Consider the following 22,212-nt stretch of genomic DNA (forward strand, 5'->3'; position numbering starts at 1 on the left):
TGAAGATTTTAGAAAATAGAAGCTAGAAGAAAGATTTATACAAGTGCACTTTGAAAACACATTGTCATTTTTTGAAATTCTCCTAACTTTTCTTCTGGTGATTTTAATTTATGATCTGTTATATATTTTTTGTGTTTTGCGATTAGTAATTGGGTTCCTAATTCAAAGGATGAACCCAGGCTAATATCAATAAAATGACTAAAGGATTTATTTGTTCTTGAAGATCCTTCGGCAATATTACTTGGAATCGATATAGAACACCTACTCATTTGGGACGACAGTCCAAATTTTTCATGATTAGGAAGACTTAAAACCAAATCAGATACATCATTTACAATTTCTAAACCCAATAGCCAAATCTTTAAATTTTTATAGTTGTGCCTAAAAGTCATATAGAGTAGGATATTTATTTTCTTTTATCTCTTCGCTAAATTCTTATTGAAGGAATTCATAAATACCAGCAGCTCCTTGCCCTGTTCCTACACACATGGTTACCATACCATATTTACCTTGCATGTTACGTTTGCGCATTTCATCAAATAATTGGACAGAAAGCTTAGCTCCTGTGCATCCTAATGGGTGCCCCAAGGCAATGGCGCCACCATTTACATTCACGATATCTGGATTTAATTTTAATTCACGGATAACAGCTAAAGATTGTGAGGCAAACGCTTCGTTAAGCTCAATTAATTCAACATCTTCCTGTTTTAAACCCGCTTGTTTTAAGGCTTTTGGTACAGCGGCAACAGGTCCTATACCCATAATTCGTGGAGGCACACCCGCCGCGGCATAGTTTACCAAACGGGCAATGGGTTCCAGATTTAGCTCTTTTACCATTTCCTCGCTCATTACCATCACAAATGCAGCACCATCACTCATTTGAGATGAGTTACCAGCCGTAACACTACCATCGGCTGCAAATACAGGTCGTAAATTATTTAAAGCTGCTATAGAAGTCCCTTTTCTTGGTCCTTCATCTTTGGTTACCGTATATTTTTTTGTTGCTTTTTTTCCATTGGCATCTATGTAAGTCTGCTCAACATCAATGGGTACAATTTGATCTTGAAAACGGTCTTCTGCTTGGGCACGTAGCGCTTTCATGTGTGAGTTGTATGCAAATTCATCTTGGTCTTCACGAGATACATTAAATTCTTGTGCTACCGCTTCGGCCGTATTTCCCATTCCCCAGTAATAGTCCTCATGGCCAGATTTCACCAGATCATAATTCAATTCGGTCTTATAACCGGTCATAGGTACAGAACTCATACTTTCAGCACCACCGGCAATGATACAATCTGCCATACCTGATTGAATTTTGGCTGTAGCAATACCAATGGTTTCTATACCCGAGGAACAGAATCGGTTCACGGTAACCCCAGGAACATCAACAATGTCTAAGCCCATTAACGAAATTAAACGGGCCATGTTCAAGCCTTGAGAACCTTCAGGCATAGCGTTACCTACAATAACATCATCAATACGTTTTTTGTCTAATTGAGGTAGCTCTTTCATCATGAATGCAATGGTTTCTGCTGCCAATTCATCCGTTCTCTTAAAACGAAAAACTCCTTTTGGCGCTTTTCCAACTGCTGTACGATATCCTTTAACTATATATGCTGTTTTCATGTTTTTAATTTCTTAGAGGTTTACCAGTTTTTAGCATGTGCTGTATGCGCTCCAACGTTTTACGCTCTGTACAAAGCGATAAAAATGCTTCTCTCTCAAGGTCTAACAAATATTGCTCACTAACATAACTTGGCTCTGACAGGTCACCACCAGCCATAACGTAAGCCAGCTTATTCGCTATTTTTTTATCGTGCTCACTGATATAGTGACTAGCTTCCATAGCATCCGTGCCAACCAAGAACATTCCAAGCGCTTGTTTTCCAAGTACTTTTACATCATTTCGTTTAGGTGGTTTTGTGTACCCTGCTTCTGCCATAAGTTTGGCATGGGCTTTTGCCATTGCAATTTGTCGGTCCTTGTTCACGACAACAATATCTTTTCCTTGCTGAAGGATTCCCAAATCATAGGCTTCATATGCGGAAGTGGAAACTTTAGCCATACCTATTGTCAAGAAATATTCTTGCAGGATATTTAATTCTACATCACCTTTTCTAAAAGAATCGGAAGCGCGGAGTGCAAATTCTTTTGAGCCACCGCCTCCTGGAATAACACCAACTCCAAATTCTACTAGCCCAATGTACGTCTCTGCAGCGGCTACCACTTTATCTGCATGGAGCGATAATTCACACCCACCGCCGAGGGTCATGCCGTGTGGCGCGGATATAGTAGGGATAGATGAATAACGCATACGCATCATGGTATCCTGGAACATTTTAATGGCCATGTTCAATTCATCATACTCTTGTTCAACGGCCATCATAAAGATCATGCCAATATTGGCCCCTACCGAAAAATTAGCTGCTTGGTTTCCTACTACCAATCCTTGGAAATCTTTTTCCGCTAGATCAATAGCCTTGTTTAAACCAGCAAGGACATCACCACCAATGGTGTTCATTTTGGACTGGAACTCGCAGTTAAGTATACCATCGCCCAAATCTTCTATAACGACTCCGCTGTTCTTGAAGACCTCTTTGGATTGTCTAATATTATCTAAAATAATGAAAGCATCCTGACCTGGAATTTTCACCATTTCTTTGTTAGGAATATCATAGAAATAGGTAGCACCGTTTTTTAAACTATAAAAAGAAGTGATACCTGCTTCTTTCATTTCTGCAACCCACTGTGCCGCTTCTTGTTTTTGGGCTGAAATAAATTCTAAACCTTTGTCCAGACCTACGGCGTCCCAGATTTGAAAAGGCCCATGTTCCCAACCGAAACCCGCTTTCATGGCATCGTCAATCTTATATAGCTCATCTGTAATTTCCGGTATACGGTGTGAAACGTAAGCAAATAATTCCCCAAAACTTTTTCTATAGAATTCTCCTGCTTTGTCCTTTCCGCTTGTTAGTACAGAAAATCTGTCAACTACTTTATCTATCGTCTTTGTAAGTTCTAAGGTGGCGAATTTTGTACTTTTTTTGGATCTATATTCCATAGTGTCCAAGTCTAAGGTCAGAATTTCACTGTTGCCATTGTCCCCCTTTACTTTTTTATAGAAGCCTTGACCAGATTTACTACCCAGCCATTGGTTTTCCATCATAGTAGTGATGAAATCCGGTAGTTTAAAAAGTTCAAGACGTTCATCATCTTTACAGTTTTCATGGATACCGTTGGCAACGTGAACCAAAGTGTCCAAACCTACTACGTCTACCGTTCTAAAAGTCGCAGACTTTGGTCTTCCTATAACGGGCCCAGTTAGTTTGTCAACCTCCTCAACGGTCATTCCTAAGTCCTTAACCGCATGAAAAAGGCTTTGAATACTGAAAATTCCAATTCGGTTACCAATAAATGCTGGCGTGTCTTTTGCAACAACAGACGTCTTGCCTAAAAACTTTTCACCATAACCATTTAAAAAGTCCAACACGTCGGGATTTGTTTTTGGACCAGGGATAATCTCAAACAATTTTAAGTATCTGGCCGGATTGAAGAAGTGTGTGCCACAAAAGTGTTCTTGAAAATCATCACTTCTCCCTTCACTCATAAATTTAATAGGAATACCAGAGGTGTTTGAGGTGATTAATGTTCCTGGAGTCCTGTATTTCTCAATATTCTCAAAAACCAACTTTTTAATATCAAGGCGCTCAACTACCACTTCTATAATCCAATCGACCTTTGCTATTTTAGAAATATCATCTTCCAGGTTGCCAGTTATAATTCTATTGGCAAATTTCTGATGATAAATAGGTGATGGTTTAGATTTTAGGGCCGCCGCCAATGAATCGTTTACCAATCTATTACGTACAATATTATCCTTTAGGGTTAGGTCTTTGGCTTTTTCCTTATCATTGGGTTCTCTTGGGACAATATCCAATAAGAGAACTTCAACGCCAATGTTGGCAAAATGACAAGCAATTCCGCTTCCCATTATCCCAGATCCAATTACCGCTACTTTGTTGATGTGCTTGTTCATGTAATATTAGCTGTATTAATGATTTGATGCGTTTTCAGTATATATCTTTTTATCTGCAATGAGTTTGTTAATCGTCTCCGTAACTTCAAAAAAAGCATTTAGTTTCTCCTCGCTAAGGTGCTGTTTTACAACATCATTAAATCGGAGTACTACATTTTTTGAATCTGCTCTTTTTTCTAATCCAAAATCCGATAAATGTATCAAGACACCTCTACCATCAGCTGGATTTGGTTTACGAATAATAAGCCCTTTCTCTTCCATACTTTTAAGTATTCTTGATAAACTGGTAGCTTCCATACCCATTTTTGGTCCTAATGCGGTTGATGGTGTGCCAGTTTTAGGGTCAATACTTAATAATGTAAAGCCAATTGCCATTGTAGTGTCAAAATGCTTTGCCTCTTCGTTGTACATTCTGGCAACGGCTTGCCAGGTTGCACGAAGGGCATAATCAATGGTAATTTCCTTCATATATTCTTTAGTTGGTCTTCAAATATATGAAAATTTATTATGCATGCATAATAAATTAAATTTAAGTTTTTTGGTTTTGAACTTTAGATTCTATTTAAAGTGTTGTTATGTTCTACTTTTGATCTCCTTATCTAATTTAGAACCATATAGTATTAGAAAGGCTAGAGGTAGAATGGAAATGAAGGAAATATCAATATGATTGGGCGATTTTATAAAATTCAACACAAAAAGAGTTATGATTATAATAACATAAATCGAAGTAATCCCTACCATAGCACCCTTTTTAAACTTGAGTTGTGCGTTGGTAAGATTTTTAAAATAATCTTTTAACATTTAATAGTACTAATGTCCGTAAATGTCATTGTAAAGATGGATATACTTCTCTTTAATAATTTTTCTTTTCAGCTTCATTGTAGGGGTAAGGTGTCCGTCATTTATTGTCCAAACATCAGGTGTTAGTCGAAACTGTTTCACCTTTTCCCATTTGGCAAATTGTTCATTTGCCAAATCTATTTCTTCTTGAAACCTTTCCAATACCGTAGGGTTTAAGGTAATATCTGACGTTTGCGATAAAGAAATTCCTTTTTTGGCTGCCCAATTATTTAAAAAGTCGAAATCTGGTTGTATTAATGCAGCTGGCATTTTCTCACCTTCTCCAACTACCATTATTTGTTCTATAAACCTGGATTGTTTAAATCTATTCTCTAGTAGTTGGGGCGCTACATATTTACCGCCAGATGTCTTGAACATTTCTTTTTTACGGTCGGTAATTTTTAGGAATCCATCTGAATCTATTTCACCTATATCACCTGTATGAAAATATCCGTTTATAAGAACTTCTTTAGTTTTTTCTTCATCTTTGTAATAGCCCATCATTACGTTAGGACCTTTACAAAGTATTTCACCATCTTCAGCTATTTTGACTTCTACATCTTTGATGATTCTCCCAACACACCCAATTTTCCATCCACCACCTTCTTCCTGGTTTACGGAAATCACAGGCGAAGTCTCCGTAAGTCCGTAGCCTTCCATAACAGGTATCCCTGCAGCACCAAAAATACGACTTAACCTTGTCTGCAATGCCGCACTGCCAGAAACCATGGTGGTAAGATTACCTCCAAGGCCTTCTTGCCACTTGCTAAATATTAACTTTCTTGCCAACGCCAGCTGTTTTTCATACCACCAGCCATTTTTACCATAAGGTTCAAATTTTAGACCTAAATCTACTGCCCAAAAGAACAGTTTTTTCTTAATACCGGTAAGCAGGCTTCCTTTGGCTATAATTGCATCATAGACCTTTTCTAGCAGGCGTGGCACAACCGTCATTACATTTGGTTTCACCTCTTTTAAGTTGTCACTGATTTTATCCAACCCTTCAGCAAAATATATTTCTATACTGCAGTATTGATATAGATATAAGATCATTCGCTCAAAAATATGACAGACAGGTAAAAAGCTTAATGCACCCGCGCCAGCTTCAAATGGAACCCTAAGCTCGCTAGCAATTACGTTGGAAACAATGTTGTTATGGGAAAGCATAACCCCTTTAGGTCTTCCTGTTGTACCTGATGTATATATTATCGTTGCTAGTTGTTCAGGCGTAACGGAATCTTTTAAATCCTCAACTTCATGTTGGTTGGATTCATCTTTCCCTAAATCAAGAATATGCTCCCAACTCTCACAATTAGAGAGGTCATTAAAGGAGTATACTCCTTTTAGGTGTTTTAAGTTACTTTTTATAGCGTTAACCTTGGTAAGGACTTCATCACACGATACAAAACAATAGCTAGCCTCTGAGTGATTTAATACATACTCATAATCTTCTTCTGATATAGTTGGATAAATAGGTACGGTCTGTGCACCTAACTGCAGCACACCTATATCTGTAATATTCCATTCCGTTCTATTGGTAAGTGAGATTATGGCAATTTTGTCATTTGGTTTTACACCCAAATGCAGCAGCCCACGGCTCATAGCGTTGGCTTTATTAATATATTCCTGCGTAGAGGTACTAACCCACTTTCCATCATATTTTGTGGTAAGTGATTTTTGTAATGGATGGTTTTCCAATTGATAATATGGAAAATCAAATAAGCGGGTAACTTTTTGCATACTTAGTATCTAATAAGGTATTGCAAAATAGTGAAAGAACACCGGATTTTAAAATAGTAATTTTAAAATAGCTTCGATATTATTAAGAATGTGATAAAACAATGGGTGCAAACAAAAAGGGTATCCACTATTTTTTAGATTGTACAAATTTAATTCTTTGGTAACCAAGGTGTTTCCCGTTTAAACCGGTATCCGTGATTTTATAAACTTGAACTGACCATTGTGGTTGGATTCATGTTCACATACATGAAACCATTTACAATAATTGTTGGTAGGACCCCAAGGCCAATCCTTATCTACGGTCAAAAGCCACTCATCATCCCTTTTTGCAAATTCAGTTAAGGTGTTTTCCCTTACTTCAGAAAGCTCATTTAAATAAAAATCATACGAATTACCCTTTATTTTCTTTCTAGCAGCATCGCCCAAACCTGACGCAGTGGTCCATTTTTCCGCATCTTCCCTTGGCCAATCTCCCCAAATCTTATTTTCAAAGGTATGTATTTGATAAAAACGTTCGGTAGCGGCCAAATGCATAAGCATGGCCCCAATGCTGTTTGCATTTTCATCAACCAAATAATCCAAATCAGAAATACTCATATCCTTTACTGGTGACAAGATTACCATGCGCATCCAATTCATCATGGAAACTAAAGTGCCTATATGCGGCGTATAGCCTTCTTTAGGCCCTACAATATTTATATCGTTTGCCTGACTTGGTTTTAAGGGTGAAACGTCAGAAACAGCATACATACTGGCAGTTCCCAAAGTACCCAATGCAAGTACCGAGGATTTTTTAATAAAATTCCTTCTGTTAAACGGAGATTCTGAATTTTTCATGGTCTATTACTTTGACCATAAGTTAGTTATTAATTTTCATAATCCATTCCCTCGCATTGGTAAAAGCTTCCAGCCACGGAGATACTTTATCATTGTTTTGAGTTGGGTAATGTGCCCAATTCCATGGAAAGGTAGAACGTTCAATATGTGGCATAGTTACCAAATGACGTCCTGTTTTGTCACATAACATGGCCGTATTGTAATCACTACCATTTGGATTAGCAGGATACTCTTCATAGCCATATTTGGCAACAATATCATATTCGTTTTCTGGTTGTGGTAAACTAAATTTACCTTCTCCATGTGAAATCCATACTCCCAATGTACTTCCTGCAAGAGAAGACAACATAACAGAATTATTTTCTTGGATTTTGACCGATGTAAAATTACTCTCGTGCTTATGAGAGTCATTATAGGTCATTTTCCCGTGAACAGCATGTTCTGGATTAATTAAATCTAGCTCCATGAATAACTGGCAGCCATTGCAAATGCCTACCGATAAAGTGTCCGGTCTAGCAAAAAAGTCGTTTATAACCTTGTTGGCTTTCTCATTATATTTTATTGCTCCGGCCCAACCTTTGGCACTACCTAAAACATCTGAATTTGAAAAACCACCAACAGCACCTAGAAATTGGATTTCCTCTAAGGTTTCCCTACCCGAAATTAAATCGGTCATGTGCACATCTTTTACATCAAAACCTGCCAAATACATAGCATTGGCCATTTCCCTTTCAGAATTACTTCCCTTCTCGCGTAAAATAGCCGCTTTAGGTCTAGTTCCACTAAAGTTTATGGATTTACCCGTAAATTGTTTTGGAAAAGCGTAGTGTAATGGTTGGTTTTTGTAATTATCAAAACGGTCTTTGGCAAGATTATTCGACGTTTGTTTAGCATCTAACAAATACGAAGTTTTAAACCATATATCCCTTAAGGAGGCAATGTTCAGGCCTAATTCCATACCCCCATTTTTAATGGTCAAAGTAGCCTCGGATGTTACTGTCCCTATTGTATGCACCGCAATACCAGCGTCTATCAAAGTCTTTACCACAGTATCATATTTTGTTTGAAAAACAATCCCAGCATTCTCTGCAAATAATACTTTTATACTATCAGTCACCCCTAAAGACGATAGGTCTAATTTTGCACCTAGGTCTACATCTGCAAAACATAACTCCAAAAGGGTTGTTATCAATCCACCTGATGCAACATCATGACCTGCAGTAATTTGACCTGCTTTGATCAATCTTTGCATTTCATTAAATACCAATTTAAAATAGGCATCGTCCTTTATGGTCGGAGCCTCAATACCTATACTATTTCGAATTTGTCCGAATGAAGAGCCACCCAATTTATAGGCATCCTTTGATAGGTTAATGTAGTATATAGAGCCACCATCTTTTTGTAATACAGGTTCAACAACTTTGTTGATATCGTTACAATTTCCTGCTGCTGAAATAACCACAGTTCCAGGTGCAATCACATCGCCATCAGCATATTTTTGCTTCATGGATAAAGAATCCTTCCCAGTTGGTACATTGATTCCTAGGGCGATTGAAAAATCCGAAACCGCCTGTACCGCTTCATATAAGCGAGCATCTTCACCTTCATTCTTACAAGGCCACATCCAGTTTGCAGATAAAGAAACGGATTTTAAGCCCTCTTTTAATGGGGCCCAGATAATATTGGTCAAGGCTTCGGCAATACTGTTTTTACTTCCTGCCGATGGGTCTATCAATCCAGAAATAGGGGAGTGCCCTATACTGGTGGCAATACCTTCCTTGCCTTTGAAATCCAAGGCCATTACTCCACAATTGTTCAACGGTAATTGTAGTGGTCCTGCACACTGCTGTTTGGCAACACGGCCACCAACACATCTGTCAACTTTATTTGTTAACCAATCTTTACAGGCAACAGCTTCTAATTGTAGTACTTGTTCTAAATAATCATGAAAAAACTCAAGGGAATAGGATGCCTCAGTATAATTTCTAATAACCGAATTGTCTGTCATTATAGTTTTAGGGGAACTTCCAAACATGTCCTCTAGTTGCAGGTCCATAGGTTTTTCACCTGTAGTTTTCGACTCAAAAGTAAATTTATCATCGCCAGTAACTACACCTACTTCGTACATTGGCGAACGTTCCCTGTCTGCTATTCTTTTTAAGTGCGCCAAATCTTTTTCTCCAATGACCAATCCCATACGTTCTTGGGATTCATTACCAATTATTTCTTTGGCTGACAAGGTTGGGTCGCCAACCGGTAATTGGTCCAAATCTATTTTTCCACCAGTTTCCTCAACTAATTCTGAAAGACAGTTGAGGTGTCCGCCAGCACCGTGGTCGTGTATAGAGACAATACTGTTCCCATCACTTTCAACCATACCACGAATGGCGTTTGCCGCACGTTTTTGCATTTCTGGGTTGGAACGTTGTATGGCATTCAATTCAATGGCTGAACTAAATTCACCCGTATCGGCACTTGATACTGCAGCACCACCCATACCTATTCGATAGTTGTCACCACCAAGAATTACAATTTTATCGCCTGTCTGGGGCGTGTCTTTTAATGCCTGTTCTACTTTACCATAACCAATACCACCCGCTTGCATGATAACTTTGTCATAGCCCAACTTTCTACCTTCTTCCTCATGTTCAAAAGTTAGAACAGAACCTGTTATCAGCGGTTGGCCAAATTTATTTCCAAAGTCAGAAGCGCCATTAGACGCTTTGATTAGAATATCCATTGGCGTCTGGTATAGCCATTTACGTTCTGCCATTCCTTTTTCCCATAGTCGATCTTGTTCCAATCGGGATAAAGCGGTCATATAGACAGCGGTGCCCGCAAGTGGCAGTGAGCCTTTACCACCAGCTAAACGGTCTCGTATCTCACCTCCTGAGCCGGTTGCCGCACCATTGAATGGCTCAACGGTGGTAGGGAAATTATGGGTCTCGGCCTTTAGGGAAATTACGGATTCAAATTCCTTTTCTTCGTAATAGTCAGGTTTATCAGCGCTTTTTGGGGCAAATTGAACTACACTAGGGCCTTTTACGAAGGCAACATTATCTTTGTATGCCGAGACGATATCATTAGGATTTTCCTGCGAAGTTTTTTTGATAAGTTTAAATAATGATGTTGGCATTTCTACTCCGTCTATAATAAACGTGCCATTAAAGATTTTGTGCCGACAGTGTTCGGAATTTACTTGACTAAAACCAAATACCTCCGAATCAGTTAATCTTCTACCAATTTTTTTTGATAAAGTATTTAGGTAATCAACTTCCTCATCACTTAATGCCAAACCTTCTTTTACATTATATGCCGCGATATCTTCAATCTCCAATATGGCTTCTGGAGAAACATCTATCTTAAAAATATTTTGATTTAGACCTTCAAATTTTTGCGAAAGCATGGGGTCATAATCTGTAAAATCCTTTGGGACTGTTTTAAATTCCTCTATACGAATTATTCCAGTAATACCCATATTTTGGGTGATTTCCGTTGCATTGGTGCTCCATGGGGTTACCATCGCAGCACGAGGGCCAACAAAAAAGGCGTCTAGGGACGCCGCATTTATTTTTTGTAGGTTGCCGAACAACCATGTTAATTTTGATTCGTCTGAGTTGGAAATTTCTTGAGCAGTTTGGACGGCAAAAACCTTGTTTGCCATGTCCCCAAAGAAATGGATCATATTGGTGTTGTTCTTTTACAAAATGGAAAATGCAAATTTACAATTTTAAGCTCAAATTTATCAGCTGTAGTTTAACACTTTTCAACTATAGTTGTTGATAGTTTTATTTGAGAACCAAGTTTGTCATTGCTATCAATTATACATTATTAGAGATCAAAAAACTAGATTTTTATAAAACTTGATGCCTATATTTTGAATTCTATAAAAGTGAAATGGGTATATTGAAATAACGATGAATTTCTGTACTTTTTAACTGCTAATTCAATAAAAATCCAAAATGATCAAAAAAAGCTTTTTAATAGCAATGTTCCTATGTTTTAATGGAAATGTTTTGCTACATGCCCAAAAGAAATATTCCCAAAAACAGATAGCGAAATTAAAATCAGAACTAACCACAACGATAGAGGGCCAGAAGAAACAGGCACAAGTAATGGTAGATAAGATATTCAGCTTTGCCGAGCTTGGTTTTCAGGAGGTGGAATCATCAAAATATATAACTGGGATTTTAGCCAAAAATGGGTTTGATATTGAACATTCCATTTCTGGAATTCCCACGGCATGGTTTGCCAAATGGAGTAATGGTGCCGGCCCAGTAATTGCTCTAGGGAGTGATGTAGATTGTATTCCCAAGGCATCGCAATACCCTGGTGTTGCTTATCATAAACCTATAGTTGACGGGGCACCAGGACATGGTGAAGGACATAATTCTGGAATTCCCTTGAACATCTTATCGGCGTTAGCGGTGAAGGAACTTATGGAGAAGGAGAATATAGGGGGGACTTTGATTATTTGGCCAGGTATCGCGGAGGAGTTGGTTGCAGCCAAAGCATGGTATGTACGTGATGGCCTTTTTGACAATATTGACATGTGTATTTTCACCCATGTTAGTAATAACCTTAGTGTTTCTTATGGTCCAACCCGTGGAACAGGACTAATTTCAGTAGAATATTCATTTGAAGGAGAAGCGGCACATTCGGCTGGATCCCCTTGGCGCGGCAGAAGTGCCTTGGATGCTGCAGAACTAATGAATATTGCTTGGAACTATAAGCGTGAGCATCTACATCCTTTAAAACGTAGCCATTCCATATTTACCGATGCAGGTGACCAACCCAACGTTGTGCCGTCTAAAGCAGCCATTTGGTTTTACTTTAGGGATGTGAAATATGAGGGAATCATGGATATGTATGCCTTGGCAAATGATATGGCCAAAGGTGCTGCCCTAATGACGGGCACTACTATGACATCAAAAGTTTTGGGAACTGCATGGCCTAGACATTATAATAAGGTAATTGCTGAGACTATGTATGAAAACATAAAGGAAGTTGGACTGCCCACATGGTCAGAGGCTGACCAAATCTTGGCCAAGGCTGTTCAGACAGAGGTGGCGTCCGATAAAATAGAAGGCTTGCCAACAGAATTATCCCCATTAGGGCTTCCAGTGGAAGAACCAATAAGTGGTGGTTCGGATGATATTGGCGATATTTCATGGAAAGTGCCCACAGTAACAATGCGTTTTCCTTCCAATATTCCTGGTTTACAAGGGCATCATTGGAGTAACGCTATTGCCATGGCAACACCAATTGCGCATAAAGGGGTAGTGGTAGGTGCTAAGGCGGAAGCCATGACAATTCTCGATTTTTTACTGAAACCCGATTTATTGTCTGGGGCTTGGGACTATTTTAATAACGTTCAGTCAAAGGAAACTACGTATAAACCAATGATTACTGAGGATGATTTGCCCCCAATTTATCTGAACACAGATAAACAGGGTCAGTTTAGACCTCTGTTAGAGCCATATTATTATGATGAAACGAGGTATGATTCTTATTTGGAACAACTCGGTGTTAAATACCCTACATTAAAAGAGTAATTTTTTTATTCCTTAAATGGCCCAAATTCTAAAAGGAAGACTGTAAAATGCATTTTAATATTAGGTTTTTACAGTCTTTTGCATTGAAATAACTACATCTAACAGCTAAAATTTTGAAATAATTCTTTTTGCTTGCTTTTAAAAATTACTCTGTAGTATGCAAAATAGACTTATGTGGTATTTGAAATAGTATGATATATGAACTTATGTAGCTATATTTGAATCAATATCGATTAAAATAATATGAAACAAACCGAAAAAGCTACAGTAACGGACGAGAAATTAGTGGCATTGTTACAATGTATGGAAGTAGTAGGCGGTAAGTGGAAACCCATATTGCTCTATTGTATTTCTGGTGGAAAGAATAGATTTAATATGCTTCATAAGCATGTTCAAGGCATTACCAAACAGATGCTTAGCAAACAGTTAAAAGAGCTTGAAAAATCAGGGCTAATAGAAAGAAAGGTTTATGCTGAGGTACCACCAAGGGTAGTATATTCTCTAACCGCAAAGGGCCAGTCATTGTCACCAGTTTTACAAGCTATGCAGCGTTGGGGTCAGAAAAAGCCCAAGCAAGTAATACATGCTAGCAAGAAAAAAAACCAACAACTTCCTTTATTTGGATAGAAGTCTATTGCGCTTTTTTGTCTAACAAAGCCATGTAAAAGCCATCAAAACCACTTTTAGAAGCATAAATCTTCTTTTCTTGCACTAAAGTAAAATCCTTTCCTTCTTCAGAAGCCAAGAAAGAGGTCACCTGATCATTGTTTTCTTGGGGTAGTATAGAACATGTAGCATACACCATCTTGCCACCAGGCCTCACAATTTTACTATAGCTTCTAATTATTTCATGCTGTGTTTTTGTGATTTTCTCCAAAAATTCTGGCTGCATTTTCCATTTGCTATCAGGATTTCTTCTCAGAACTCCAAGTCCAGTACAAGGAGCATCTATTAAAACCCTATCTGCACTGCCATATAATTTTTTGAAAACCTTTGTAGATTCAATCTCCCTTGTTTCAATATTATGGGCTCCGTTTCTTCTGGCACGTCTCTTTAATTCCTTCAGTTTACTTTCATAGATGTCCATGGCAATTAACTGACCTTTATTTTCCATAAGTGCAGCTATATGAAGTGATTTGCCGCCAGCACCGGCACAAGTATCCACCACACGTTGTCCTGGTTCTATTTGTAACATTTCAGCAACTAGTTGCGAAGAGGCGTCCTGTACTTCAAATAATCCTTTCTTAAAGCATTCGGTTACAAAAACATTAGCTCTTTCTGGTAGCCTTAGTGCTACGGGGTACCCCTTAATGGGGTCAGTTACTATGCCCTCGTCCAACAGCGCTTTTCGTAATTGTTCCTTTGTGGTTTTTAAAGTGTTGGTTCTTAGGATAACTTCAGCAGGCTCATTAAGTTTGGCCATTTCTGCTTCCCATAACTTTTCACCCAATGCTTTCACACCTAATTCATCTATCCAATCTGGAATCGCTTCTCGATATTTTCTTATTTTGGAAAGTTCATCAAACCTACCTTTTATGCGTCTTTCTGGTGTAGGTTCTATCTGTTTCCAGTCCGGTATTTGTATACCTTTTAAAACGGCCCATACCGCCCACATGCGAAACAGATCTGGTCTGCTAAAGGGTGCTTTTACCTCTGCAATTTCCTCATACAATCTCTTGTAGCGAACCATTTCATAGGTGGTTTCAGCAATAAAACCGCGATCACGAGCTCCCCAACGTTTATCAAACTTTAATACCTTTTGTACCACTTTATCAGCATATTCCTTTTCATTAAAAATCAAATTCAAGGCATCTATTACTGCAAAAACTAAGTTTCTATGCAATTTCATTTTAAAAAATTAAGGCTACAAAGGTATTGTTTTAGAAGTGAATGGCTTTAATTTTGAGAAACTTTGTACCTATGCGATATTTCTTTGGATTATTAGTTTTCATTTTATTCTTTTCCTGTTCAGAAACAAAAGTACATGAGCCGTTTCACTCAGTAAAAATAAATTCTTTGTATCAAGATTCGATAAGTATTAGGGCTATTGAATTGATGGGAAACAGTCTGGCATTTGCTGGAAGTAATGGAATTTTTGGATCCATTGATCTGCAAGCTGGAAAAGTACGTACGAATATTCAAAAATACGATACACTTGTACCCGAATTCAGGGCAGTCGCACATACGGCAACTGATTTTTTTATGCTATCGGTAGCAAATCCGGCTTTATTGTATAAAACGGGTGAGCAAGGTAGCATGGAGTTGGTTTATAGAGAAGAAGATGAGGCAGTTTTCTATGACGCCATGACATTTTGGAACGACAAGGAAGGCATTGCAGTGGGAGATAGTATGAACGGTTGTCTCAGCATTATTATTACGCGGGATGGAGGTTCTACATGGAATAAATTGCCTTGTTCGGATTTGCCGGAAGGCATTGAAGGTGAAGGGGCATTTGCAGCCAGTAACACAAATATTGTAGTAAAAGGAAATAAGGCATGGATTGCCACTACGAAAAGAATCCTATACTCTGGAAATAAGGGTAAAACTTGGGTGCAATTTAGCACACCAATACTAACCGATGAACCCACTCAAGGAATATATTCGATGGACTTTTATAATGAAAACTTAGGTGTTGTAATTGGTGGTGATTATACGAAACCCAATAAAAATACCTCTAATAAGGCGATTACCAAAGATGGGGGTAATACGTGGGACCTGATTGCTGATGGGAGACTTCCCGGGTATAAAAGCTGTATTCAATTTGTGCCCAATACAAATGGGAAAGAGATGGTAGCTATTGGTTTTACAGGTATATCTTATTCCTTTGATATGGGGGAGACATGGAAAAACTTATCCGATGAATCGTTTTATACTATCCGTTTTAAGAATGATTCCTTAGCCTATGCAGCAGGAAAAAACAAGATTGCAGAATTAATTTTTTGATAGGGACTAATTTACCCAATATGGATTGGATTTATTTTAAGATAACGATTACTAGCGATTAGCTCTTTTTTGACGGTACTGTTTTATGAGTTGTCGTTTAAAATCTTCTTCTGTCCGCATTAATAACAATGTTTTTTTTGCAGAAATTACCTTGCTTACATCTTTTAAAAATGCCTTGTCCAATTCTTCCTGTTCCTCTTCCAATTTGATTAATTGGCCCAATAATTTTTCCGCTTCCTTTTCAGAGAAAGCATCAGCATCTTTTATCTTATCTTTTATTTGGACATGTTCTTTGCGTCGTAAAGCATTTCTTTTTTCTTCATATGCATTATAAACAGGCCAGAATTCCTGTGCTTCCTCACTGCTTAGGTCAAGATGCTCAGTAATGTAAGCAACTTTTAATGATTTTATTTTTTCCCAGCTTTCCTTTTGTGCAAAAGAAAACGTGGCAAATAAGATAAATATGGGTAAAAGTATTTTTTTCATGTTAATCTACGTTTAATTCCTCCAAATAATCAATGTTCTCATGTAGGTAATCCTCAATGTTTTCGTTATTAATATGGATATCTAGAATATCATTTATTTCTAATTGATCTACCGGCAATACTTCTACCAGTTCATATGAGGACATACCTAGGTCATTTGAGTCGAAATAGGCTTCTATTTCTGAATTGGCCAAATCCATAAAACCCACATCATCTATGGAGTTTATTTGTTGTCCAATAGCAAATACCAATAGTGCTGCTACCGCCGCCGCAATAGCTAAATATCGTTTATAGGGCACTAACGTAATAACTTTGTTATCTTGTTTTAGCCTTTTGTTGAGTTTAAGCTGAAAAGTATCAAAATAAGCATCTGGAACACTAAAACCTTCATTTGTAGGAATGCTAGATTCCTCTTTGGAAAGTGTATCCATTAGGTTAGCCTCAAAAGTATCAAAATAGCCTTTTGGAGTTATAAACGGATTTTTATTTGTGTTCTTTTTCATTGTACTAATATGACTATCAAAAGTTTAAATGGTTTAATCCTCTTTTAAATAACTTTCAATTTTTTTAACGGCCAGATGATAAGAAGCTTTGAGTCCACCAACTGATGTTTCCAGTATCTCAGAAATTTGATCGTACTTGAGTTCTTCAAAATACTTCATATTAAAAACCAATTTTTGCTTTTCCGGCAAAGTAGCTATTGCTTTTTGAAGTTTCATTTGAATTTCATCTCCCTCAAAATACACATCGGACTGTAAATTTGCTACAAGTCTGTCTTGTAAATCAGCATCATCCATCCCTATCTTATTGGATTTTTGCTTCAGAAAGGTTAAAGCTTCATTCGTGGCAATACGGTACATCCATGAGAATAATTTACTATCACCTTTAAATCCATCTATATTCCGAAATACTTTTATAAATGTATTTTGCAGAACATCGTCTGCATCGTCATGGTTTAAAACTATTCTACGGATATGCCAATACAGTCTAACCTTATAAGTACTCACAAGTACCTCAAATGCGCTGGACTGTGTTTTTTTTGCCTTTAAATCCTTAACTAAAGTTTCTTCCGCAATCAACCGTAATAGGTTTGGTTATGTATTGGACTATGAATTTACAAAAAGGTTTAACCTTATAAAAACGCAGTATTGCAGAGTGAGTAATAATTTATGATTTTTTATGGAAAACTTACTTCTGATATTTTGACACTATTATGCCAATGACTGCATAGTCACCAGTTTTTTATAAGTCCCATTTTTGGCAAGAAGTTCTGTGTGAGTACCTTGCTCTACAATTTCACCTTTGTGAAGTACCACAATAGTATCTGCATTTTGAATGGTAGAAAGACGGTGTGCAATTACGATTGAGGTTCTATTTTTCATCATTTTTTCTAAAGCATCCTGCACTAAACGTTCACTTTCAGTGTCTAAGGCAGAAGTTGCTTCATCCAAAATCATAATTGGTGGGTTTTTTAATACGGCCCTGGATATTGAAAGCCGTTGTTTTTGTCCGCCACTTAATTTATTACCACTATCACCAATATTGGTGTCATAACCATTTGGCAAATCCATAATAAAATCATGTGCATTTGAAATTTTGGCAGCAGCTATAATTTCTTCTTCAGTAGCATTTTCTTTTCCCAGACCAATATTGTTTTTAACGGTGTCGTTAAATAGGATAGAGTCTTGTGTAACCAAGCCTAATAGGTTTCGTAACGAATTTTTACTAAGGTTTTTAATGTTATTGCCGTCAATGCGGATTTCTCCTTGGTTAACATCATAGAACCTCGTCACAAGATTTGCAATGGTGCTTTTGCCACTACCAGATTGCCCAACCAAAGCAACCGTTTTGCCTTTTTCAACTTTTAAGTTGAAATTTTTTAAAACATAGTCATCTTCATACTTGAATGAGACGTTATTCAAAATAATGGCACTTTCAAAGGTTTCTTGATTAATTGGATTCTTAATTTCAGTAATTGGATTTTCTGTTTCTAGAATTTCCAATACGCGTTCTGCCGCAGCATTTCCTTTTTTAACGCCATAAGAAGCCTTGCTTATAGCTTTTGCAGGGGTTAATATTTGATAGGCCAAGCCCATGTAGGTTATAAAAAGGCCAGCTTCCAATGTTTTATCTACTAAGACCATTTTACCACCGTACCATAGAATAACACCAATGGCGGCAATACCAAAAAATTCACTAGTAGGAGATGCTAGATTTTGTCTGTTAAGAAGACTATTTGAAAATCTATAAAACCGTTCAGTTGAATTTTTAAAGGTTTGATGAAATTTTGATTCCGCATTAAAGGCTTTAATTACTCTAAGGCCACTTAGTGTTTCTTCTAGTATTGATAAAAACTCTCCTTGTTCTTTCTGTACTTTATCTGATTTTCTTTTTAGGGACTTTCCTATCAATGAAATGAGGTAACCGGATAACGGAAGAAAAATAAATACGAAAACCGTTAATTTGGAACTAATGGTTAGCATTGCCAAAATGGTAAATAGCAAAGTAAGCGGTTCCCTAACAACTAATTCTAAAATAGAAAGAAATGAATGCTGTATTTCTAGTACATCTGAAGTTATTCTAGCTATAGTGTCACCTTTTCTTTTTTCTGAATAGTAAGAAATGGGTAGACTAATTGTTTTGTCATATAATTCATTCCTCAAATCCTTAAGAACCCCATTACGCAGATAGGTAATAAAATACATGGCTAAGTAACCAAAAAGGTTTTTTAAAAAGAACATGCTTATTACTAGAATTACCATAAATAATAACGCTTGTCCTTCTCCTTCATTTGCTTGGGTAGTCACAAAAAAATTAAGGTAATTTAAAACGTATTCTTTGGCTTGGGTAATACCCATCCATTCTGGCGCAACTGTAACTCTTTCTGTTTTATTGAATAAAACGGTAAGCATAGGAAATAGAGATACCATTGCCAATGTTGCAAAAAGCGCATAAAAAATATTGGAGATGATATTTAGTATTGCATAAACCTTATAAGGCTTCGCAAAGCGAAGAATCTTTTTGAAATAATTCATTAACCTAAATTAAGCTCGCTCAGAATGCTATTAATTTTGGCATCTAACTGAGCTGAAACCTCTTTATAGTCCTCCGCTTTTTCAAGAGTAGTGTTGGTACTTATATAAAACTTCACCTTAGGTTCCGTACCACTTGGTCTTGCTGCAATTCTGGTTCCATCTTCCGTTTCATAAATAAGAACATTTGATTTGGGAATATCTATGGCCTTTTCTTCACCTGTCAATACATTTTTAGCGATTGACGTGTTGTAATCCTCTATCCACTCCACCTTGGAGCCAGCAACAGAATCCACAGGGTTTTCTTTAAAATCTTTAAGCATCTGTTTAATTTCTTCTGCCCCGCTAATTCCTTTTTTAGTGATAGATACTAGGTGTTCTTTGTAAAAACCATAGTCTACATAACATTGTATCAGGTCTTTATAAAATGAACTTCCGTTAGCTTTTGCCGCACTGGCAATTTCACAAGCCAATAGGGTAGAGGTCACAGCATCCTTATCACGAACAAAGTCTCCTACCATATACCCAAAACTTTCTTCTCCGCCCCCAATAAAATCTGACTGTGGAAAATCTTTTATCATTTTGCCAATCCATTTAAAGCCAGTTAAAGCGGTTTTAAACTCTACGCCATATGCTTTGGCCATGGCTTCCATCATTGGGGTAGATACAATAGTGGTGGCAATAAATTCATTTCCCTTGAAACCTTTTGCCTTTCTTTTTTCTAAAAGGAATTTGGTCATCAATACCATAGCTTGATTACCGTTGACAATTTCCATGTTTCCTTCAAGATTACGCACGGCTATTCCCAAGCGGTCACTATCAGGATCCGTACCCACAACCATATCAGCGCCTATTTCCTCCGCTTTTTTTACGGCCATAGACAAGGCTTCGGGTTCTTCAGGATTTGGTGATTTTACCGTAGGAAAATCACCATTGGGAACAGCCTGTTCTTCTATAATAGTTACATTCTTATATCCAGCACACTTTAAAACCTCCGGTATGGCAGTAATAGATGTGCCATGTAATGAAGTGAATACTATCTTAAAATCATCTTTACCTGCAGCATTAAAATTGCCATTCGCCACAGATTGCTCGATAAATGCTTCGTCTACCTCTTTATCAATTACTTGAATTAAACTATCATTGGCGTCAAACTTAATATCCTCAAATTCCAAAGCATTTATTTCTGCAATAATTTCTCCATCTTGTGGTGGTACTATTTGGCCTCCATCTGTCCAATACACCTTGTAACCGTTATATTCTGGAGGATTATGTGACGCTGTTAAGACTATACCAGCATGGCAGTTTAAGTATCTTACGGCAAAAGAAAGTTCTGGCGTAGTACGTAGTTCGGAGAAAAGAAAAACCTTAATTCCGTTAGCGGAAAATACTTCTGCTACTGTTCTTGCCAATGTATCGCTATTATGTCGGCAGTCATAAGCAATGACTACTTTTATTTCTTCTTTGGCATAAATTTTATTTAGATAATTACTTAGCCCTTGTGTGCTTTTACCCAAGGTGTATTTATTGATTCTATTTGTACCAACGCCCATAACCCCTCTCATACCACCAGTACCAAATTCCATATTTTTATAGAAACGGTCCTTTAGTTCCTCGGTATCATTTTCTATTAAGTGCTGAATTTCTTTTTTAACTGCAGGGTCAAAAAAATCGGTTAACCAACTCTTGGCGGTATCAAGGACATTATTCATATGCTTTACTTTATGTTTGAATTTAAATTTACAAAGAATATTGTTTTTCTTCTGTATTCGTATTTATTTCTTCCGCTATTCTATAGCGAAGCTCATTTTTGCGGTTTCTTATTAATATTTCACCAATAAAACCGGCTAAAAATAATTGCGTTCCAATAACCATTGATGTTAGGGCCAAGTAGAATTGAGGTCTATCTGTGATCAAGCGCCCAAAAGGGTTAATAAATAATTTATCAATTCCGAGATATATGGCAAATCCAAAACCAATGATAAACATTAAAACGCCTAGGGCACCAAATAAGTGCATGGGGCGCTTTCCAAATTTAGAAACGAACCAAATAGTAATCAAATCTAAAAACCCATTTATGAAACGTTCCATTCCAAATTTGGTCTTCCCATATTTGCGGGCTTGATGTTTTACAATTTTCTCCCCAATTTTATTAAAACCTGCATTTTTAGCCAATACGGGAATATATCTATGCATTTCTCCTGAGACCTCTATGTTTTTTACCACAGCTTTGTCATAGGCTTTTAAGCCACAATTAAAGTCATGCAGTTTAACACCTGAAGTTTTTTTTGCGGCCCAATTAAATAATTTGGAAGGTGTGTTTTTAAATAAGACCGAATCGTAGCGTTTTTTCTTCCAGCCAGAAACCAAATCATAACCTTCATTGGTTATTAGATGGTATAATTCTGGGATTTCCTCTGGATTGTCTTGTAAATCTCCATCCATGGTAATTACAACATCTCCTGCTACGGCCTTAAACCCCGCATGTAATGCTTGTGATTTTCCAAAATTCTTTAAAAATCGTATGCCTTTAACATTTGGGTTTTGTTTAGAAAGACTTTTGATTACTTCCCAAGACTGATCGGTAGAGCCATCATCCACAAATAAAATTTCATATAAAAAATGATTGGATTGCATCACGGATACAATCCAATCATGTAGCTCTTTGAGCGATTCTTCTTCGTTTAGTAATGGGATTACTATGGATAGTTGCATTTGTTACTTAAGGAATTCTATACCAAAAG

At 37.3% G+C, this 22,212-nt stretch carries 17 protein-coding genes; 3 read left to right on the top strand and 14 right to left on the bottom strand.

All coding sequences use genetic code 11. The features are described 5' to 3' along the window. Positions 1–35 precede the first annotated feature (35 nt). The 7 genes from ACOCEA_RS07945 to purL all read right to left on the bottom strand — a co-directional run bounded on the left by ACOCEA_RS07945 (position 36) and on the right by purL (position 11,138). Positions 36–392, bottom strand: a complete 357-nt coding sequence (locus ACOCEA_RS07945) for a four helix bundle protein (RefSeq protein WP_420755694.1) — start codon at positions 390–392, stop codon at positions 36–38. A 43-nt stretch (positions 393–435) separates the two neighbouring features. Then, a complete protein-coding gene (locus ACOCEA_RS07950; protein ID WP_420755695.1) occupies positions 436–1,626 on the bottom strand; it encodes an acetyl-CoA C-acyltransferase in 1,191 nt (396 codons plus the stop codon). Positions 1,627–1,630: 4 nt separating this feature from the next. Beyond that, positions 1,631–4,036: a 3-hydroxyacyl-CoA dehydrogenase/enoyl-CoA hydratase family protein gene (locus ACOCEA_RS07955; protein ID WP_420755696.1), complete on the bottom strand. Its 2,406-nt coding sequence runs from the start codon at positions 4,034–4,036 to the stop codon at positions 1,631–1,633. Between the two features lie 15 nt (positions 4,037–4,051). Further along, the gene (locus ACOCEA_RS07960; protein WP_420755697.1) at positions 4,052–4,504 is read right to left on the bottom strand and encodes a MarR family winged helix-turn-helix transcriptional regulator; all 453 of its coding nucleotides are present in this window, start codon (positions 4,502–4,504) and stop codon (positions 4,052–4,054) included. 342 nt (positions 4,505–4,846) lie between these two features. Continuing rightward, complete coding sequence (locus ACOCEA_RS07965; protein ID WP_420755698.1) at positions 4,847–6,616, bottom strand: AMP-dependent synthetase/ligase; 1,770 nt, start codon at positions 6,614–6,616, stop codon at positions 4,847–4,849. Between the two features lie 180 nt (positions 6,617–6,796). Then, complete coding sequence (locus ACOCEA_RS07970; RefSeq protein ID WP_420755699.1) at positions 6,797–7,453, bottom strand: DinB family protein; 657 nt, start codon at positions 7,451–7,453, stop codon at positions 6,797–6,799. A gap of 22 nt (positions 7,454–7,475) precedes the next feature. Then, positions 7,476–11,138, bottom strand: a complete 3,663-nt coding sequence (gene purL, locus ACOCEA_RS07975; protein WP_420755700.1) for a phosphoribosylformylglycinamidine synthase — start codon at positions 11,136–11,138, stop codon at positions 7,476–7,478. A gap of 277 nt (positions 11,139–11,415) precedes the next feature. Here purL and ACOCEA_RS07980 point away from each other — a divergent pair, with 277 nt between their 5' ends. Together ACOCEA_RS07980 and ACOCEA_RS07985 are read left to right on the top strand one after the other, a co-directional pair. Continuing rightward, positions 11,416–13,008, top strand: coding sequence for a zinc-binding metallopeptidase family protein (locus ACOCEA_RS07980; protein ID WP_420755701.1), 1,593 nt, complete (start codon positions 11,416–11,418; stop codon positions 13,006–13,008). Positions 13,009–13,251: 243 nt separating this feature from the next. Beyond that, positions 13,252–13,635 (top strand): winged helix-turn-helix transcriptional regulator, encoded by a 384-nt coding sequence (locus ACOCEA_RS07985; protein WP_420755702.1) that lies wholly within the window; start codon positions 13,252–13,254, stop codon positions 13,633–13,635. A gap of 4 nt (positions 13,636–13,639) precedes the next feature. On the opposite strand, the gene ACOCEA_RS07990 is transcribed toward ACOCEA_RS07985, so the two are convergent. Continuing rightward, the gene (locus ACOCEA_RS07990) at positions 13,640–14,857 is read right to left on the bottom strand and encodes an RsmB/NOP family class I SAM-dependent RNA methyltransferase (protein ID WP_420755703.1); all 1,218 of its coding nucleotides are present in this window, start codon (positions 14,855–14,857) and stop codon (positions 13,640–13,642) included. Between the two features lie 71 nt (positions 14,858–14,928). On the opposite strand from ACOCEA_RS07990, the gene ACOCEA_RS07995 reads away from it, so the two are divergent. Next, the gene (locus ACOCEA_RS07995) at positions 14,929–15,951 is read left to right on the top strand and encodes a WD40/YVTN/BNR-like repeat-containing protein (RefSeq protein ID WP_420755704.1); all 1,023 of its coding nucleotides are present in this window, start codon (positions 14,929–14,931) and stop codon (positions 15,949–15,951) included. 51 nt (positions 15,952–16,002) lie between these two features. Here the strand turns inward: ACOCEA_RS07995 and ACOCEA_RS08000 are convergent, their stop codons facing one another. The 6 genes from ACOCEA_RS08000 to ACOCEA_RS08025 form a co-directional block, all read right to left on the bottom strand. Continuing rightward, the gene (locus tag ACOCEA_RS08000) at positions 16,003–16,437 is read right to left on the bottom strand and encodes a hypothetical protein (RefSeq protein WP_420755705.1); all 435 of its coding nucleotides are present in this window, start codon (positions 16,435–16,437) and stop codon (positions 16,003–16,005) included. 1 nt (position 16,438) lies between these two features. After that, positions 16,439–16,939 (bottom strand): hypothetical protein, encoded by a 501-nt coding sequence (locus tag ACOCEA_RS08005; protein WP_420755706.1) that lies wholly within the window; start codon positions 16,937–16,939, stop codon positions 16,439–16,441. A 33-nt stretch (positions 16,940–16,972) separates the two neighbouring features. Continuing rightward, the gene (locus ACOCEA_RS08010; RefSeq protein WP_420755707.1) at positions 16,973–17,515 is read right to left on the bottom strand and encodes an RNA polymerase sigma factor; all 543 of its coding nucleotides are present in this window, start codon (positions 17,513–17,515) and stop codon (positions 16,973–16,975) included. 132 nt (positions 17,516–17,647) lie between these two features. After that, positions 17,648–19,471, bottom strand: a complete 1,824-nt coding sequence (locus ACOCEA_RS08015) for an ABC transporter ATP-binding protein (RefSeq protein ID WP_420755708.1) — start codon at positions 19,469–19,471, stop codon at positions 17,648–17,650. Further along, complete coding sequence (locus ACOCEA_RS08020; protein ID WP_420755709.1) at positions 19,471–21,180, bottom strand: phospho-sugar mutase; 1,710 nt, start codon at positions 21,178–21,180, stop codon at positions 19,471–19,473. The genes ACOCEA_RS08015 and ACOCEA_RS08020 overlap by 1 nt, the downstream gene beginning before the upstream one ends. 28 nt (positions 21,181–21,208) lie before the next feature. Next, positions 21,209–22,183, bottom strand: a complete 975-nt coding sequence (locus ACOCEA_RS08025) for a glycosyltransferase family 2 protein (protein WP_420755710.1) — start codon at positions 22,181–22,183, stop codon at positions 21,209–21,211. Between the last annotated feature and the right edge of the window lie 29 nt (positions 22,184–22,212).

The sequence above is a fragment of the Maribacter luteocoastalis genome (assembly GCF_048890225.1).
Lineage (GTDB): Bacteria > Bacteroidota > Bacteroidia > Flavobacteriales > Flavobacteriaceae > Maribacter > Maribacter luteocoastalis.

What these genes read in the sequence shown, in the direction of transcription:
- ACOCEA_RS07945 (WP_420755694.1), bottom strand. Translation starts at nt 392, where the DNA reads ATGACTTTTAGGCACAACTATAAAAATTTAAAGATTTGGCTATTGGGT.
- ACOCEA_RS07950 (WP_420755695.1), bottom strand. Translation starts at nt 1,626, where the DNA reads ATGAAAACAGCATATATAGTTAAAGGATATCGTACAGCAGTTGGAAAA.
- ACOCEA_RS07955 (WP_420755696.1), bottom strand. Translation starts at nt 4,036, where the DNA reads ATGAACAAGCACATCAACAAAGTAGCGGTAATTGGATCTGGGATAATG.
- ACOCEA_RS07960 (WP_420755697.1), bottom strand. Translation starts at nt 4,504, where the DNA reads ATGAAGGAAATTACCATTGATTATGCCCTTCGTGCAACCTGGCAAGCC.
- ACOCEA_RS07965 (WP_420755698.1), bottom strand. Translation starts at nt 6,616, where the DNA reads ATGCAAAAAGTTACCCGCTTATTTGATTTTCCATATTATCAATTGGAA.
- ACOCEA_RS07970 (WP_420755699.1), bottom strand. Translation starts at nt 7,453, where the DNA reads ATGAAAAATTCAGAATCTCCGTTTAACAGAAGGAATTTTATTAAAAAA.
- purL (WP_420755700.1), bottom strand. Translation starts at nt 11,138, where the DNA reads ATGATCCATTTCTTTGGGGACATGGCAAACAAGGTTTTTGCCGTCCAA.
- ACOCEA_RS07980 (WP_420755701.1), top strand. Translation starts at nt 11,416, where the DNA reads ATGATCAAAAAAAGCTTTTTAATAGCAATGTTCCTATGTTTTAATGGA.
- ACOCEA_RS07985 (WP_420755702.1), top strand. Translation starts at nt 13,252, where the DNA reads ATGAAACAAACCGAAAAAGCTACAGTAACGGACGAGAAATTAGTGGCA.
- ACOCEA_RS07990 (WP_420755703.1), bottom strand. Translation starts at nt 14,857, where the DNA reads ATGAAATTGCATAGAAACTTAGTTTTTGCAGTAATAGATGCCTTGAAT.
- ACOCEA_RS07995 (WP_420755704.1), top strand. Translation starts at nt 14,929, where the DNA reads ATGCGATATTTCTTTGGATTATTAGTTTTCATTTTATTCTTTTCCTGT.
- ACOCEA_RS08000 (WP_420755705.1), bottom strand. Translation starts at nt 16,437, where the DNA reads ATGAAAAAAATACTTTTACCCATATTTATCTTATTTGCCACGTTTTCT.
- ACOCEA_RS08005 (WP_420755706.1), bottom strand. Translation starts at nt 16,939, where the DNA reads ATGAAAAAGAACACAAATAAAAATCCGTTTATAACTCCAAAAGGCTAT.
- ACOCEA_RS08015 (WP_420755708.1), bottom strand. Translation starts at nt 19,471, where the DNA reads ATGAATTATTTCAAAAAGATTCTTCGCTTTGCGAAGCCTTATAAGGTT.
- ACOCEA_RS08020 (WP_420755709.1), bottom strand. Translation starts at nt 21,180, where the DNA reads ATGAATAATGTCCTTGATACCGCCAAGAGTTGGTTAACCGATTTTTTT.
- ACOCEA_RS08025 (WP_420755710.1), bottom strand. Translation starts at nt 22,183, where the DNA reads ATGCAACTATCCATAGTAATCCCATTACTAAACGAAGAAGAATCGCTC.